The sequence below is a fragment of the Marinobacter sp. OP 3.4 genome, from assembly GCF_036224885.1.
GTDB lineage: Bacteria > Pseudomonadota > Gammaproteobacteria > Pseudomonadales > Oleiphilaceae > Marinobacter.
The window spans coordinates 1-14,071 of the sequence record NZ_JAVVLT010000102.1; the positions used below are offsets into that span (position 1 = coordinate 1).

13 protein-coding genes are annotated in these 14,071 nt (G+C 61.6%); 6 read left to right on the plus strand and 7 right to left on the minus strand.

The window, feature by feature from the left end; genetic code table 11:
* Positions 1-581: sigma-54 factor interaction domain-containing protein (locus RO069_RS16755; RefSeq protein ID WP_328189132.1), on the minus strand; the 581-nt coding region annotated here is incomplete at its 3' end.
* A 595-nt stretch (positions 582-1,176) separates the two neighbouring features.
* Between RO069_RS16755 and RO069_RS16760 the strand changes: the two genes are divergently transcribed.
* Entirely contained in the window at positions 1,177-1,536 is a 360-nt protein-coding gene (locus tag RO069_RS16760; protein WP_328189134.1) for an EF-hand domain-containing protein, read from the plus strand.
* Positions 1,537-1,612: 76 nt separating this feature from the next.
* Here RO069_RS16760 and RO069_RS16765 read toward each other — a convergent pair whose 3' ends face one another.
* Positions 1,613-2,347 (minus strand): NUDIX hydrolase, encoded by a 735-nt coding sequence (locus tag RO069_RS16765; protein WP_328189136.1) that lies wholly within the window; start codon positions 2,345-2,347, stop codon positions 1,613-1,615.
* A gap of 131 nt (positions 2,348-2,478) precedes the next feature.
* Here RO069_RS16765 and pncB point away from each other — a divergent pair, with 131 nt between their 5' ends.
* From pncB to RO069_RS16780, 3 genes are read left to right on the plus strand one after another with little or no spacing between them, the layout of a single operon-like run.
* Positions 2,479-3,711 carry a nicotinate phosphoribosyltransferase gene (gene pncB, locus RO069_RS16770; RefSeq protein WP_328189137.1) on the plus strand — a complete coding sequence of 411 codons (1,233 nt, stop codon included), beginning with the start codon at positions 2,479-2,481 and terminating at the stop codon, positions 3,709-3,711.
* Between the two features lie 10 nt (positions 3,712-3,721).
* Positions 3,722-4,594 carry an ammonia-dependent NAD(+) synthetase gene (gene nadE / locus RO069_RS16775; RefSeq protein ID WP_328189139.1) on the plus strand — a complete coding sequence of 291 codons (873 nt, stop codon included), beginning with the start codon at positions 3,722-3,724 and terminating at the stop codon, positions 4,592-4,594.
* A 17-nt stretch (positions 4,595-4,611) separates the two neighbouring features.
* Positions 4,612-5,250 carry an isochorismatase family protein gene (locus RO069_RS16780; RefSeq protein WP_328189140.1) on the plus strand — a complete coding sequence of 213 codons (639 nt, stop codon included), beginning with the start codon at positions 4,612-4,614 and terminating at the stop codon, positions 5,248-5,250.
* A 66-nt stretch (positions 5,251-5,316) separates the two neighbouring features.
* Here RO069_RS16780 and RO069_RS16785 read toward each other — a convergent pair whose 3' ends face one another.
* The 4 genes from RO069_RS16785 to RO069_RS16800 all read right to left on the minus strand — a co-directional run bounded on the left by RO069_RS16785 (position 5,317) and on the right by RO069_RS16800 (position 9,047).
* Positions 5,317-6,417 carry an acyltransferase family protein gene (locus RO069_RS16785; protein ID WP_328189142.1) on the minus strand — a complete coding sequence of 367 codons (1,101 nt, stop codon included), beginning with the start codon at positions 6,415-6,417 and terminating at the stop codon, positions 5,317-5,319.
* A 151-nt stretch (positions 6,418-6,568) separates the two neighbouring features.
* A complete protein-coding gene (locus RO069_RS16790) occupies positions 6,569-7,150 on the minus strand; it encodes an acyl carrier protein phosphodiesterase (RefSeq protein ID WP_328189143.1) in 582 nt (193 codons plus the stop codon).
* Positions 7,147-7,809: an alpha/beta hydrolase gene (locus RO069_RS16795; RefSeq protein ID WP_328189145.1), complete on the minus strand. Its 663-nt coding sequence runs from the start codon at positions 7,807-7,809 to the stop codon at positions 7,147-7,149. The genes RO069_RS16790 and RO069_RS16795 overlap by 4 nt, the downstream gene beginning before the upstream one ends.
* Before the next feature lie 41 nt (positions 7,810-7,850).
* Complete coding sequence (locus RO069_RS16800) at positions 7,851-9,047, minus strand: lysophospholipid acyltransferase family protein (protein ID WP_328189147.1); 1,197 nt, start codon at positions 9,045-9,047, stop codon at positions 7,851-7,853.
* 170 nt (positions 9,048-9,217) lie between these two features.
* Here RO069_RS16800 and recQ point away from each other — a divergent pair, with 170 nt between their 5' ends.
* Both recQ and RO069_RS16810 read left to right on the plus strand, forming a co-directional pair.
* Positions 9,218-11,080 (plus strand): DNA helicase RecQ, encoded by a 1,863-nt coding sequence (gene recQ, locus RO069_RS16805; RefSeq protein WP_328189149.1) that lies wholly within the window; start codon positions 9,218-9,220, stop codon positions 11,078-11,080.
* A gap of 132 nt (positions 11,081-11,212) precedes the next feature.
* Positions 11,213-12,148 (plus strand): hypothetical protein, encoded by a 936-nt coding sequence (locus RO069_RS16810; RefSeq protein ID WP_328189151.1) that lies wholly within the window; start codon positions 11,213-11,215, stop codon positions 12,146-12,148.
* Positions 12,149-12,171: 23 nt separating this feature from the next.
* On the opposite strand, the gene RO069_RS16815 is transcribed toward RO069_RS16810, so the two are convergent.
* Complete coding sequence (locus RO069_RS16815) at positions 12,172-14,058, minus strand: methyl-accepting chemotaxis protein (RefSeq protein WP_328189153.1); 1,887 nt, start codon at positions 14,056-14,058, stop codon at positions 12,172-12,174.
* Between the last annotated feature and the right edge of the window lie 13 nt (positions 14,059-14,071).

Sequence of the window (14,071 nt, forward strand, 5' to 3'; positions counted from 1 at the left end):
ATGGGTGGCAGGCTTCGTCTGGAATCAGTGGCAACCTTGGTCTGGAATACGCAGCGATCACCCCCGACCCGGATAAACCGGCCGGATTCCAGGACCCGCAGCAGCTTGACCTGTAGCTCCACGGGCATTTCGGTGATTTCGTCGAGAAACAACGTTCCCCCTTCAGCCTGCTCGAAAACACCGCGATGTTCCTTCAGGGCGCCGGTAAAGCTGCCCTTTTCATGCCCGAACAGCTCGCTTTCAATCAACAGCGGAGAAATCGCCCCGCAATTGACGGCGACAAAGGGGCCGTCCCCTCTCCGGCTGAATCGATGGATGGCCCTGGCCGCAATCTCCTTTCCGGTCCCGGTTTCTCCGGTTATGAGGACGGTCGCGGTGGTGGGTGCCACACGGCGAATCTCGGTTACCATGGACCTTGTACGGCTGGTGCCCGCCAGAAGTATTTCGAAAGCCTCAATGTCCCGGGTGGTCGGACGGTCCTGCCGACGACGCCTGTCGATGGGGATGGGCCTGGCTGGGCGTGAATGGCCCTGGACGCTTTCGGAAGTGGCAACCGGGGTCTCTGAATCCACCAGCTTCATGGGACGGCCTCCTTTGATCGGGACAACCACGGATTCGCTCTACAACCTCTGAAAAGGGGTATTTATAAGCGACACACAGCAATGTGCAACTTACTGTTTATATGTGGTTTTTACACAAAAATATGGGAGCGGTTCACACTAAAGTCAACGTGGGTACGGCGGCCCCGGCGCCAAAAGTTCACCAGCATTAACATCCTGTTCTCCAGGGATTGCTCTTAAACCGTTCATTTTGCTACCGGAATATTGTGTGTGCCCGCCCGCAGTCGCTGTTCCGCCGGGAACGATTAAGGGTTGTTCAGGTGATGCCCGGAATGACCGCCTGTCCCGCCAGTATCCGTAAAGGTGACCGGGCCATCGGTAACCATTACCGATCCATAACAGCAAGTTGTGCCTTTCAGGGTTGCAAAACACCTTAATAATACTCCATATCCATTTGATTTATAAGGATAACCGGACGTTACCCCATCAGACTGGTTCGATCTTCGCTTTGTCCCTGGTAGCCATCCGGCCTGCATCGCCAGGCCGTAGAACGGTTGGAACAGATAACGGGGCACACGTGCCCCGTTTCCTGACAAGGCAAGAGAGGACGGTAGTTATGATCAAGAAGCTGATTATTCCAGGCTCCATTGCCGCCGCATTTCTGATGACGCCCGTCATTGCGGATACCGGAATGAACGGAGACATGGCAACGGAAGGTGCCAGCGGGGAACCAGGAATCTCCGCCAGCCAGGGAGAGGGGTATCCCAGGTTTGATGAGCTGGACCGGAATGACGATGGCCAGCTCTCCGAGGACGAATTGAATGTGTGGGGTGCCTCTGCAGCCGGCAATGATTATGAAGACGCCGACGACCCTGGCGAGGCGATGATGATGGACTACGACAGGGACGGTGACGGCTCCGTATCCCCTGAAGAACTCCATGAGGGGCCCAGGAAGGATATGAAGGACCAGTACTAGGAGCCCGTCCTGTCCTCACAAACCATTGCGGCAGGGTGGCCATTCCCACCCTGCTCCCTTTCCCGATTTTTATCACTCAATCCGTGGTAGCCGTCCTGGCTGACCGCGCGCCATAACTCTTGCCAATCTCACTGTCGAAATAGGACAGGGAACGTTCCTCGAGACGGTAGAGCTTGGAAGCCTGTCCCCGGGCACCCAGGGACTTTTTCTCGCCGGTATCCACCAACAAGCCGGGATTGACCCATCGGCTGAACACCGTCTGCTTGGTCACCCGGATGCCGAAGGTGTCATAGGCATCCACAATCTGGCTGACCGCCACCTTCTCCGGTAACAGGTAGAGCAGGAGTGACGAGTACTTGATCTTGTTGAGGAACGCCTCGTAGGCGTTGGCCACCAGCGTGCGATGATCGAACGGCAAGGGGCACCCACCCTCGAGGATCGACGCCAGCGGGGCCCAGCGAATGCCTTCCCGGGTCTGCAATGACTCGGTGTCGTCCCGGTTGAACAGACACAGATGGGGAATGGTGACCGACCACCCCAGCGCCGGATCCCGGTGGAGGCTACCTTCCGCCCTCACCTGCTCCAGGTAGCTGGGCATCACCCCGACCTTGTGCTGCATGATGCGAATCACCGCATCGTCCAGGGTCCGGTCGAACTCACCCCCCTCTTCCGCCGGCTGCTCCCAGACCCAGCCCCCCACCAGGGCGTCACGGCCTTTTTCTGGCCCCCGCTGGCGTTGCTGGAGCATCACTTCCGGTTGCCCGGAATCCGGGTTCAGGCGCAGGCAGATAAAGTCGAGGGTAACGACCATTCAGTGTCTCCGGTTGGCGTTGTGACAGACCACAGGATAGCAATCCAGATTTTTTAGTCAAACTGTTTGACAATTTAAAGCCAGCGCTATAGATTAATAGTCAAATGAATTGACGAAAGGAAGCTAAAGGCATGAACACCACCGTCAGCAAGGAACTGTTCCGTGACCAACTGATCACCAGTGCCATGGACACCGACGCCTACAAACTGCACATGCAGCAGGTGGTGTTCGAGAAGTACGCGGCCATACACGTGAAGTACGAATTCCGCTGCCGTACGGACGAAAACCTGGCGGCGTTTGCCGGCGAGATCCGTGAAGGCATCTACGCCCTGGAAGGTGTCACCTTCACCGACGACCAACTCCGGTACCTGAGCCGCATCCCCTTCCTGAAACCGGCGTACATCGACTTCCTGCGCCAGTTCCGCTTTGATCCCCGCCGCTATGTCACCGTGCGGGTGGAGAACGGCGAGCTGGTGATCCGGGCGGAGGGCCCCTGGCTCTACACCATCCTGTTCGAGATTCCGGTACTGGCGGTTGTCAGCGAGGTCCGTAACCGGAACCGCTACGGCATGGTGGACGAGGAAGTGTTCCGGGAAGTGCTCTACCGCAAGGTGGCCCACCTGCAGTCGGAGCTGGAGCGCCGCCGGATCAGCCACTTCCGGTTTGCGGATTTCGGCACCCGCCGGAGATTCTCCTATAACGTACAGCGGGATGTGGTGGCCTACCTGACCCGTACCATGCCGGACAATTTCATTGGTACCAGCAACTACCACCTGGCCCGGGAATACGGCCTGACACCAATCGGCACCATGGCCCACGAGTACCTGCAGGCCCACCAGGCGTTCGTGAATGTGTCCCGCTCCCAGAAGGAGGCGCTGGAAGTCTGGAACCAGGTCTACCGGGGCCGACTCGGGGTTGCCCTTACAGACTGCATCACCACCGATGCCTTCCTGAAGGACTTCGACTACCTCTTCTCCGTTCTGTTCTCCGGGGTACGTCATGACAGCGGTGACCCGTTCGTGTGGGGCGAGAAGTTCATCCGCCACTACCAGGATTTCGGCATCGACCCGAAGACCAAGACCCTGGTGTTCAGTGACAGCCTCGACTTCGACCGGGCGCTGGATATCGCCGAGCACTTCCAGGGACGGATACAGACCAGCTTCGGCATCGGTACCTTCCTGACCAACGACCTGGGTGACTTCACCCGGCCCGACGGCGAGGCGTACCGGCCCCTGAACATCGTGATGAAAATGGTGGAATGCGACGGCATGCCGGTGGCGAAAATCAGTGACGAACCGGGCAAGAGCATGTGCAATGACCCGGTCTACCTGGCCAACCTCAAGGCCCGGTTCAACGTGGAGTAAGGAGACAATGATGAGCGACAACACGACCTTGACCGCAGCGGATATCCTCCGGGAATGGGCCGTCCAGCCGACGGAGGAACGGAACTGGCAGCAGGAGATCGATACACGTGTGGCCTTCCTGCAGCAGACCCTGCGCAATGCCGGTCGCAACCACCTGGTGCTGGGTATTAGCGGTGGTGTAGATTCGCTGGTGGCCGGGCGACTCTGCCAGTTGGCCATTGAGGGCCTGAAGGCGGACGATCCCGACGCCACCTTTATCGCGGTACGCCTGCCCTACGGTACCCAGGCCGATGAGAGCGACGCCCGGGCCTCCATCAGCTTTATCCGCCCTGACCGGACCGACACCGTGGACATCCGCCCGGCCGTCGATGCGCTACACGGTGCGGTGATCGGCGCCGCCGAAGATTCTGGCCAGCGTCCGGCGGAGGCCAGCCTCGACTTCGAACGGGGTAACGTCAAGGCCCGGGTCCGCATGACCGTGCAGTACGAGATCGCCGCCCTGAACAATGGCCTGGTGGTGGGTACCGACCACAACGCCGAAGCGGTGACCGGCTTCTTCACCAAGTGGGGCGACGGCGCCTGCGACCTGCTGCCACTGCGGGGCCTGAACAAGCGCCAGGTGCGCCTGCTGGCCAAGGCCCTGGGCGCCGGTCCGGAACTCTACAAGAAACCGGCCACGGCCGACCTTGAGGACCTGCGGCCACAACGCTGCGATGAAGAGGCCCTGGGAATGCCCTATGACGTGATCGACGATTTCCTGGAAGGAAAGGACATTGCCGACGACGACCTGCGCAGGATCAAGGCGCAGTACCTGAGGACGGAACACAAGCGCGCGGATCCACCCGCCGCCATGGGGCCCTTTGTAGCCGCTCCGTCCAACTGACCAAGGGAGGAAATGCCATGAGCAGAATAATCGCTGCCTTCGATGTGGATGCCCAGAAAACCTTCACTCCCCTGTGCCCCGACGAGTTGCCAGTGCCCGGCGGTGATGAAATCGTCGACGAACTGAACGCCAACGCCGCCCTGGCCCGGTTCCGGATCGGCTCACGGGATGCCCACCCGGACAACGCCCGGTGGATTGCCGACGACCCGGCCGACGTCTTCTCCCCGGTGGAAGGCGACAATATCGACATCCGCTGGCCCCGTCACGCCATGATGGGCACCCGGGGCTTCGAGTTGCTGGATGGCCTGCCCCACCCCATTACCGGCTATGACTTCATGGTCAGCAAGGGGTTGGATGTGGACTGCCACCCCTACGGGGCCTGCTACCACGACCTGGGCGACACCCGCAGCACCGGCGTCATCGAATTCCTGAAGAGCAAGGGCGTGACCACGGTAATCGTGGGCGGGCTGGCCCTGGACTACTGCGTGGCCACCACCGTCATGCAGCTCAGGGGCGCAGGTTTCGAAGTCATCCTCAACCTGGCCGCCAGCCGGGGTATTGCCGACGCGTCCGTTGAAAAGGCGCTGACCGATATGCGTGAGGCGGGCGTTCTCTTCGCCAGCGACAGCCGGGAAGTGAAGACCCTGCTGACCTGAACGGCGTTACCAGGGGTGCTCCAGTCAGGTCTCCGACCCTGTACCTGGCCCGACCGGTGCGCCCTGTCAGGCCGCCGCCTTTTGCGGGTCCCGCTGCTGGACCCGGTGTTTGACCCAGTCCCGGCAGGGTTTCTCCACCCATTCGTAGGTATAGCGGGAGAACCCGATCACCACCACCAGCAACAGCAGGTTCAGGGGCACCGACGGCCATCCCATCGGTTCGCTGGGGTCAATCTTCAGGATGAACTCGAACACATTGGAGACGCCAAACTGGATCAGGCGGTGGGTCATGTAGATGGAGAACGACCACACTCCGATCTTGCGCACCAGGTCGATGTCCAGCAGTCGACTGACCGCGCCGCCGTTGCGGGTGGCAAACACGAACACCGCCAGGGCAAAACTGAGTATGGCCACCATGATCGCCGCATGGCTGTTGCCGGAGAGGGAGACGGACACGATGATGGCGGCCATGGTCAGCAACTCCACCACCGAAAGGGGCCCGAACGACAGCTTGTCCAGGGTGCCATGGGCTTTCAGGCGGTAGACGAACACCCCCAGATAGAATGCCGCCAGGCAGCGTACGAAACCGTGGTCGTAGGTGATCTTCAGCTGTTCGGGCTGGATCACCAGGAAGATCACGGCGTACAGCCCGGTCGACAAGGCCAGCGGCACCCACAGCCTCCGCCCGCGATCCACGGTAATGGCGGTCACGAAGAACACGATGTAGGCGAAGAACTCCGTACTGATACTCCAGCTTGGCTGGTTCCAGCTCAGGGACTCGTTAACCCCCAGCCCATGGATCATCAGCAGGTTGGTGGTAAAGGTGAACAGGTTGTTCTCATCTAGCTGGCTGGTACCACCAAAGCCGGTTTCATAGAGGTATTGCTTGATCAGCACATAGGGCACCCAGAGCAGCAGCGTGAACAGGTGCAGCGGGTACAGGCGCCCCAGGCGAAGGGCAATGTACTGGCCGAAGCCCATACCCCCACGAATTTTGTCGCCATAGGCATAGGCCATGACGAAACCGGAGAGCACAAAGAACAGGTCAACGAACAGGTAGCTGTTACGGATCAGGGCGAGGGATGGTTGCTGGATATAGAAGGGAGTGTGGTAGATCACCACCATGATCGCGGCCAGCCCGCGCAGCGATTCCAGTCTGGTAAACATGCCCGACTCCCTGGGAAGTGGATTCCTTGCGGGTCACACCGACCTGCCCGGATACGGTGAGAATGCGCCTACGATAGCAAACTGCACCGGCATGTCATCTGTCGTATTTCTTGGCGCATGCCCCGGGACAGCCCGATAGCGGCCATTCAGGTTACGGGTCGAGCCTGGAACGACTGAACGCCAGCAGGTCTGGAAAGAACGCCAGGAAGCGGGCTTCCAGCTCGTCGTCCATCGGGCGGATTTCGTCAATCACACCCGCGAAACCATGGCGGAACCGGATACGGCTGGCCACACGGTCCATGGCCTGGCCCACCGTCTCCAGGTCCTCATAGGCCTTGAACCAGTCATACGCCACCATACGCCGGGTGACCTGCTCCATGGACGGCGGCATCAAGTGATGTCCAGCTTCAAGATCCGCATATAATTCACTGATGAAATTATCTTTATCGGTATGACCAAATCGATCCCAGTGGCGCAGCAAGTAATGGTCGAAGAGAATGTCCAGGGCGATGCCCGCAAACCGGCGCCGGCCAGCGGAGAAACAGGCCTTGCTGGCCAGTACCTCCGGATGGGAATCGGTGAAAGCATCCACCGCCCGGTGGTGTTCCAGGCCTTCCCTCACCTGCTCCGGCAGGTCACGGCTATCCAGCCCCCGGGCGAAATCCCCGAGCAGGTTGCCCACCCGGGATTCCACCGTCGGACGGGCCAGGAACAGGTGACAGAAGTGGTTCACAGGCTCAGGGTATTCCGCAGGAACTCGCCGATGGCGTGGATCTCCTCCAGGCACACGGCATGCTCCATGGGCCAGGTCCGGTAGTCCGCCTGGTAGCCCATGGCCTGCAGCTTTTCCACGGATGCCCGGCCCAGGGCCTCCGGAATCATGGGGTCATGGGTGCCATGATGCACGCTGATGGGGATATTTCGGTTGGCGTCGGAACACTGCACGGTATCCCCCGTGGCAAAGTAGGTGGACAGCGCCAGGATGCCCGCCAGGGGTTTCGGGTAGCTCAGGCCCAGTTCGTAGGCCACCGCGCCCCCTTGGGAGAAGCCCGCAATCACGATGCGCTCGGGCTTCACACCCCGTTCGATTTCCTGCTCCACCAGGGCCGCCACCGCCTGGGCGGAGGCCACCAGCTGGTCCTTGTCCACGGTGCGGCCCAGTTCCAGCGACTTGATGTCATACCAGGCCGGCATGCGGATGCCGCCATTGATGGTCACCGGTATTTCCGGGGCATGGGGAAAGATAAAACGGACCGATGCATTCTTTGGCAGACCCAGTTCCGGTACCACCGGCTCAAAGTCATGGCCGTTTGCGCCCAGGCCGTGGAGCCAGATAACGGACGCATCCGGATTCTCGCCGGTGTCCTGCTGGAGATACTCGAGTTGGTTCATAACACCTCGCAATCAGTCGGTAAATGTCAGTTGGCAGAAGGTCAGTCGGATGATTGGTCCTTTGCCTCCAGGGCATTGAGCGAACTCAGCACCGGGTTGGCATACATGGAAATCAGGTAGGGGCGGATGGCCTCGTCGCAGGCCTCGATGCGGCGCTCCAGTTCCTCTTCCGCCGCTTCCAGCTCCGCCGGGGTCCAGCTCTCGGCGGTCACCACCTCCTCGCCGACCACATCCGGGGTATCGTGGGCCGCCGGGTGCACCCCCTTCATGTTATAGGCCACCAGGTTGGAGGCATGCAGGTGGTAATTGGCACGGATCTCGGTATCGATCAGGCCCGCCAGGTCCTTCGGATTGTCGGGCGATTCGCTGATCGGCGAGCCGAAGTGCACATGCACATGGCCCTTGAAGCCGGTCAGCCCCTTGACGATCTGCTCGGAATCCTCGTTCTCCGCCTTGGTGTAGGTGCCGGTCCGTTCCCGGGTTTCCAGCTCCCGGGCCTTGTCCACGTCACATGGGTCGTACTCGTAGGCGATGGACACCGGCACGATACGCATGCGGTTCATGGCCTCGGCAAAGTCCAGCCCCTCCTTCTTGCGGCTCATGTAGAACATCTTGATGATGGCGGGATCAGTCTGGTCCACCCCATCCTTGGCGCGCCCTTCCCGCTGGGCAATCCAGATACTGTGCCCATCATCCAGGCTGTGATTGATGAACCCGGACAGGGTCAGGAACACCTGCCGCATTTCCCGGGGGCTCTGGATGTCCCGCTGTACCACAAAGCTCTTGTTCAGGCGCATCATCTCGGCGAACACCGGATTCTTGAGCAGATTGTCACCGATGGCGATGCGGGTGGTCTCGAAACCGTTCAGGTGTAACAGATGGTTGACCACCATCGGGTCAAACACGATATCCCGGTGGTTGCAGACAAAGAGGTACGGGGTGTTGCGGTCCAGCCGCTCCAGGCCTGACGAGGTCAGGCGGGTGGTGGTGCGCTCCACCAGGTCGGTCACGTACGCCTGCACCCGTAACTGGACATCCCGGATGGTCCGGGCATTGCCGAATTCCTTCTTCAACCAGCTTTTCACGCGCTTGCGAAGCAGGCCCGGAAGCCAGCGGGCAAACATGGGGGAGCGGAACCGTCCCACCATCAACAAGAAATCCGGGTCGTTGGACAACCGCCGTACGGCGCCTTCGACCTCGTCGTCCCCATAGGGACGTATGGCATCAAATTCCTGCATTAGAATCCTGTTTTTGTTGCCTTTTTTGTCAAATAAACCAGGCCCGGCCCGGCTGGCCGGTGCGAAAAACCGCGTTATTGTATCGCGGCAGCGCCGCGGATGCCTCCTCCCGACAACCATTCCCCATTCTGATATCATCCCGCGTTCATTCACGAACCCGGCAAGCCTCCATGGACTCCTACACCGACTTCGACCAGCTCAGCCCCGAAAAGCCGGTGACCCCCTCCGCCAGCCCGGAACAGGTGCTGCACGAGGTATTCGGCTACGAGTCCTTCCGCCCCCTGCAGGGCGATATCGTCCGGGAGCTGGTCAGTGGTGGCAACGCGCTGGTGCTGATGCCCACTGGCGGCGGCAAGTCCCTGTGCTACCAGATTCCCGCCATGGTCCGGCCGGGAACCGGCATTGTCATCTCACCCCTGATTGCCCTGATGCAGGACCAGGTGGCCGCGCTGCAACAACTGGGGGTGCGGGCCGCCTTCCTGAACTCCACCATGGGCATGGAGCAGGCCATGGACGCGGAGAACGCGCTACTGCGGGGGGAACTGGACCTGCTGTATTGTGCGCCGGAGCGGTTGCTGCAACCCCGTACCCTGAGTCTGCTGGAAGAGGCATCCCTGTCCCTGTTCGCCATTGACGAAGCCCACTGCGTTTCCCAGTGGGGGCACGATTTCCGCTCCGACTACCTGGGCCTGAGCATCCTGGCGGAGCGCTTCGCCCACGTGCCCCGCATCGCGCTGACCGCCACTGCCGACGAACGCACCCGCAAGGAAATTGCCGAACGCCTGTCCCTCACCGACGCGCGACACTATATCAGCGGTTTCGACCGTCCCAATATCCAGTACCGCATTGCGCCGAAGACCAATGCCAACAAGCAGTTGCTGGACTTCATCAAGGCCGAGCACCCGGACGATTCCGGCATTGTGTACTGTCTGTCCCGCAACAAGGTGGACGCCACTGCCCGGCTGTTGCAACAGAAAGGCTACACCGCCCTTCCCTACCATGCGGGGCTGGCCGCCGAGGAGCGGGCCCGCAACCAGGAACGCTTCCTGCGGGAGGACGGCGTGATCGTGGTGGCCACCATTGCCTTTGGCATGGGTATCGACAAGCCGGACGTCCGCTTCGTGGCCCACATGGACCTGCCCAAGAGCCTGGAAGCCTACTACCAGGAAACCGGTCGCGCCGGTCGGGATGGCAACCCATCCACTGCGTGGATGGTCTACGGTCTGCAGGATGTGATCAAGCTGCGCCAGATGCTGGAGGGCTCCCAGGGCAATGACCACTTCAAGCGGGTGGAGCGCCAGAAACTGGACGCCATGCTGGGCCTCTGCGAGATCACCACCTGCCGTCGCCAGGCCCTGCTGCGCTACTTCGGCGACCAGTTGGAAACACCCTGCGGCAACTGCGACACCTGTCTGGTCCCCCCGGAAACCTGGGATGGCACCGAAGCGGTGCGCAAGGCCCTGTCCTGTGTCTACCGGACCGGGCAGCGCTTTGGTGTCAACTACGTGATCGATGTACTGCGGGGATCGGAAAACGACCGTATCCGGCAGGCCGGGCACCAGACCCTGACCACCTGGGGCATTGGTACCGAGCTGTCCGTCAACCAGTGGAAATCCGTGTTCCGGCAACTGGTGGCCAATGGCTACCTGCGGGCCGATCCGGAGGGATACGGCGCTCTCCAGCTCACCGAAATCTGTCGCCCGGTGCTGCGGGGCGACACCGCCCTGGAGCTTCGCCGGGATCCGGAACGCAAGGTGACCCGGCGCCAGGACAACGACCGCAGCTCCCGCACCCAGTCCATCACAGATCCGGAAGGCTGGGAAGCTCTCAGACAGAAACGCAAGGAACTGGCGGACGAACAGGGCGTGCCACCCTTTGTCATCTTCCACGACACCACCCTGATGGAGATCCTGGATCGGCGGCCGGCCACTCTGGAGGAAATGTCGGAAGTCAGCGGTGTTGGCAGCGCCAAGCTGGAGCGCTACGGGGCCATTTTCCTGGCGGTACTGGACAGTCTTCCGCCACGTTCATAGCCGCGGCAACGACGGAAATACGTGTTTTTGCACGACATCTGCTGCAATGGCGGGAAAACGACTACACTGTCTGAATAACGAATAATTCGATGCCGCAGTGTGCGCGTACCGCCCAGCAGTTCGGAAGACCCAATGGCCCAACCAGGATCCTGTAAACTCCAGCGTGTTGTACTCCTTGCCCTGCTGATAATCATACCCACCGGCGACCTGTTGTCCGCCGCCCGGGACAGTACCGACCCAACCGTCTATCGCCTCTGGTATCGCAACTACGACAGCCCGGCCGTACTGGCGGTACTGCGGCTGGCCTTCGACAAGACCCCGGAGTATGGCCCGTACCGGATCCTGCGATCGCCGGAAATGGTCCAGGGGCGCGCCCTGGTGGAACTCCAGGAGCCGGACGAGAGACTGGTCAACATCGCCAATGTGGCGACCTCTCCTGATCGGGAGGACAACCTCTACGCCATTCCCCTGCCCATTGACGGCGGGTTACTTGGCCTGCGGGTCTGCGTGGTCAGGCAGGACAGCCTGCCACGGTTCCGGGAGGTGGAGGACCTGGACGACCTGGTGGAGAAAGGTATCAGCGTCGGCCAGGGCACCCACTGGCCGGACAGCGAGATCCTGAAGGCCAACGGTGTCCGGGTGATCACCAATACCCGATTCGAAACCCTCTTTACCATGCTGCAGCGGGAGCGGTTTGACTGCTTTGCCCGGGGCGTGAGCGAAGTGCTGTTTGACCTGGAACGGGTGAACGACGGCAGGCTGGTGATCGAGCCCAACCTGTTGCTGGCCTACCCCATGCCATCCTACTTCTTTGTCGGGCCGGGGGATCACGATACTGCCCAGAGGATCCAGCTCGGCCTGGAAAGGGCCATTTCCGATGGCAGTTTTGCCCTGCACCTGGCCACCTACTACGGCCGCGCCGTGGAGTCGCTGAATCTGGGTCAGCGTAAACTGCTGGTGCTGAAGAATCCGCTCCTCAGCGACGACTCCATCCCCATCGGTCGGGAAGTACTGGAGACCCTTCAGCAACGGATCTCCAACGGCCTTTCTCTGCGGGATAGGCCGTAAGACGACCATTCCCCGCCCGCCGGTCAGACCCGGAAACGCCGGACCTTGTCGTTCAGGTCCGACGCCACCGAATCAATCCGGTTGCTGTACTGGTCGTTCTCGGACGCCGCCGCAGCAGCATCCTGACCCTTCTCCGCGATGCGGGTGATCGAGCTGTTCAGTTCCTCCGTGACCGAGGTCTGTTCCTCCGACGCGGTAGCGATCTGGGACGTCATCTCGTTGATGGAGGTAATCGCAGAGGCAATCCGGTCCAGGGCGTCCATGGCATGCTGGGCCTTCGCCGTGCTCTCCGAGGACACTTCCGTTGAAGCCTCCATCACCCGCACCGCCTCGCTGGCCCCGGCCTGGAGCCGCTCGATCACGGCACCCACCTCGCCGGTACTCTTCTGGGTACGCTGGGCCAGGTTACGGACCTCATCGGCTACCACCGCAAAGCCCCGGCCCGCCTCGCCGGCCCTGGCCGCTTCGATGGCGGCATTCAGGGCCAGCAGGTTGGTCTGCTCGGCCACGCCCTGGATCACCTCCAGTACCGTGGTGATCTCATCCACATCCCGGCCCAGGCGCTCGATCACCTGGGCGGCACTGCCGATTTCCTCCGCCAGTCGCTCCACCGCGTCACGGGACTGGGACACCGTGCCCAGCGTCTCCCGCGCGTCGGAATCGGCGGTCTGGGCGGCATCGGCGGTCTGCTGGGCATTGCGGGCGATTTCCGAGGCGGCGGCGGACATCTCATTGATCGCCGTGGCAATCATGTCCACCTCCTGCTGCTGGCCCTCGACACTGCTGCGGCTGGTGCTGGCGGTCTGGCGCAGGGCCGCCACCGACTCATGCAGTTCGCCGGCGCCGCGCTGGGCGTCCCGGACAACGCCCTGGATGTTGGTAACGAACTCGTTGAAGCTGCCCGCCAGGCGCCCAAACTCGTCCTTGGTCTCCACATCCAGTCGGCGGGTCAGGTCCGCCTCGCCACTGGCGATGTCCGCCATGGCATTGTTCAGGCGATGCACCGGGCGCATCAGCACGCGGATACCCAGGTGCAGCAGGATCAGGGCAACCACCAGGCCGACCACCAGGATGATCAGACCCGTGGTCCGGGCCTTGCGGACCGGCGCGTTCACCAGGTCCTCATTGGCGAACATGGCCAGGTGCCAGTTCACGCCACGGGCCTGCTCAATCTCGTGGAAGCTCACCCGCCATGGAGTATCCCCGATGACCACGGTACGGGCGTCACCACCGAACTGTGGCTCCTGCCCCAGGAACCCGGCAATGGGCTCCCCCACCAGCTTATTGTCCGGATGGTAGAGCACCGTGCCATCACCACCGACCAGCGCGACATAACCGGTATCCGCCAGGTTGACACTACCCAGCAGCTCGTCCACCACATCCAGGGTGATGTCTGCCCCGGCCACGCCCCGGTACTCCCCGGAGGTCACGGGTGCCAGGGTCGACAGGATCATCTGCCCCGACGAGGCATCCTTGTAGGGCTGGGTGATGGAGGCCCGGCCCAGCTCCTGGGCCAGCTTGTACCAGGGGCGAGTACGGGGATCGTAGCCATCAGGCAGGGTCTGTTGCGCCTCACGGTTGGGCATCAGCATCTTGCCATCGGTGCGCCCCACATAGACATTGTTGAAGCCGCCACCGACATTGGCGGACTGCAGGATGGCCCTCGCCTGTTCGTCATTCTCCGCCGACGCCAGCGCCCCGGCAACGCCTTCGGTCATCCTCAGGCGGGTGTTCAGCCACTCCGCGATGCTCGCCGTAGCCTGGCTGGCCGTATCCTCCGCCATGGACTCCACGTAGCGGCTGGTGGTGGCGGTTAGCCGGTAGTCGCCGGTGACGGCATAGCTGCCGACCACCAGGACAAGCAGAATACCGAATGCGATCAGCAGTTTCTGGCCAAAGGACAGGTTCACTGGCGTTCTCCCG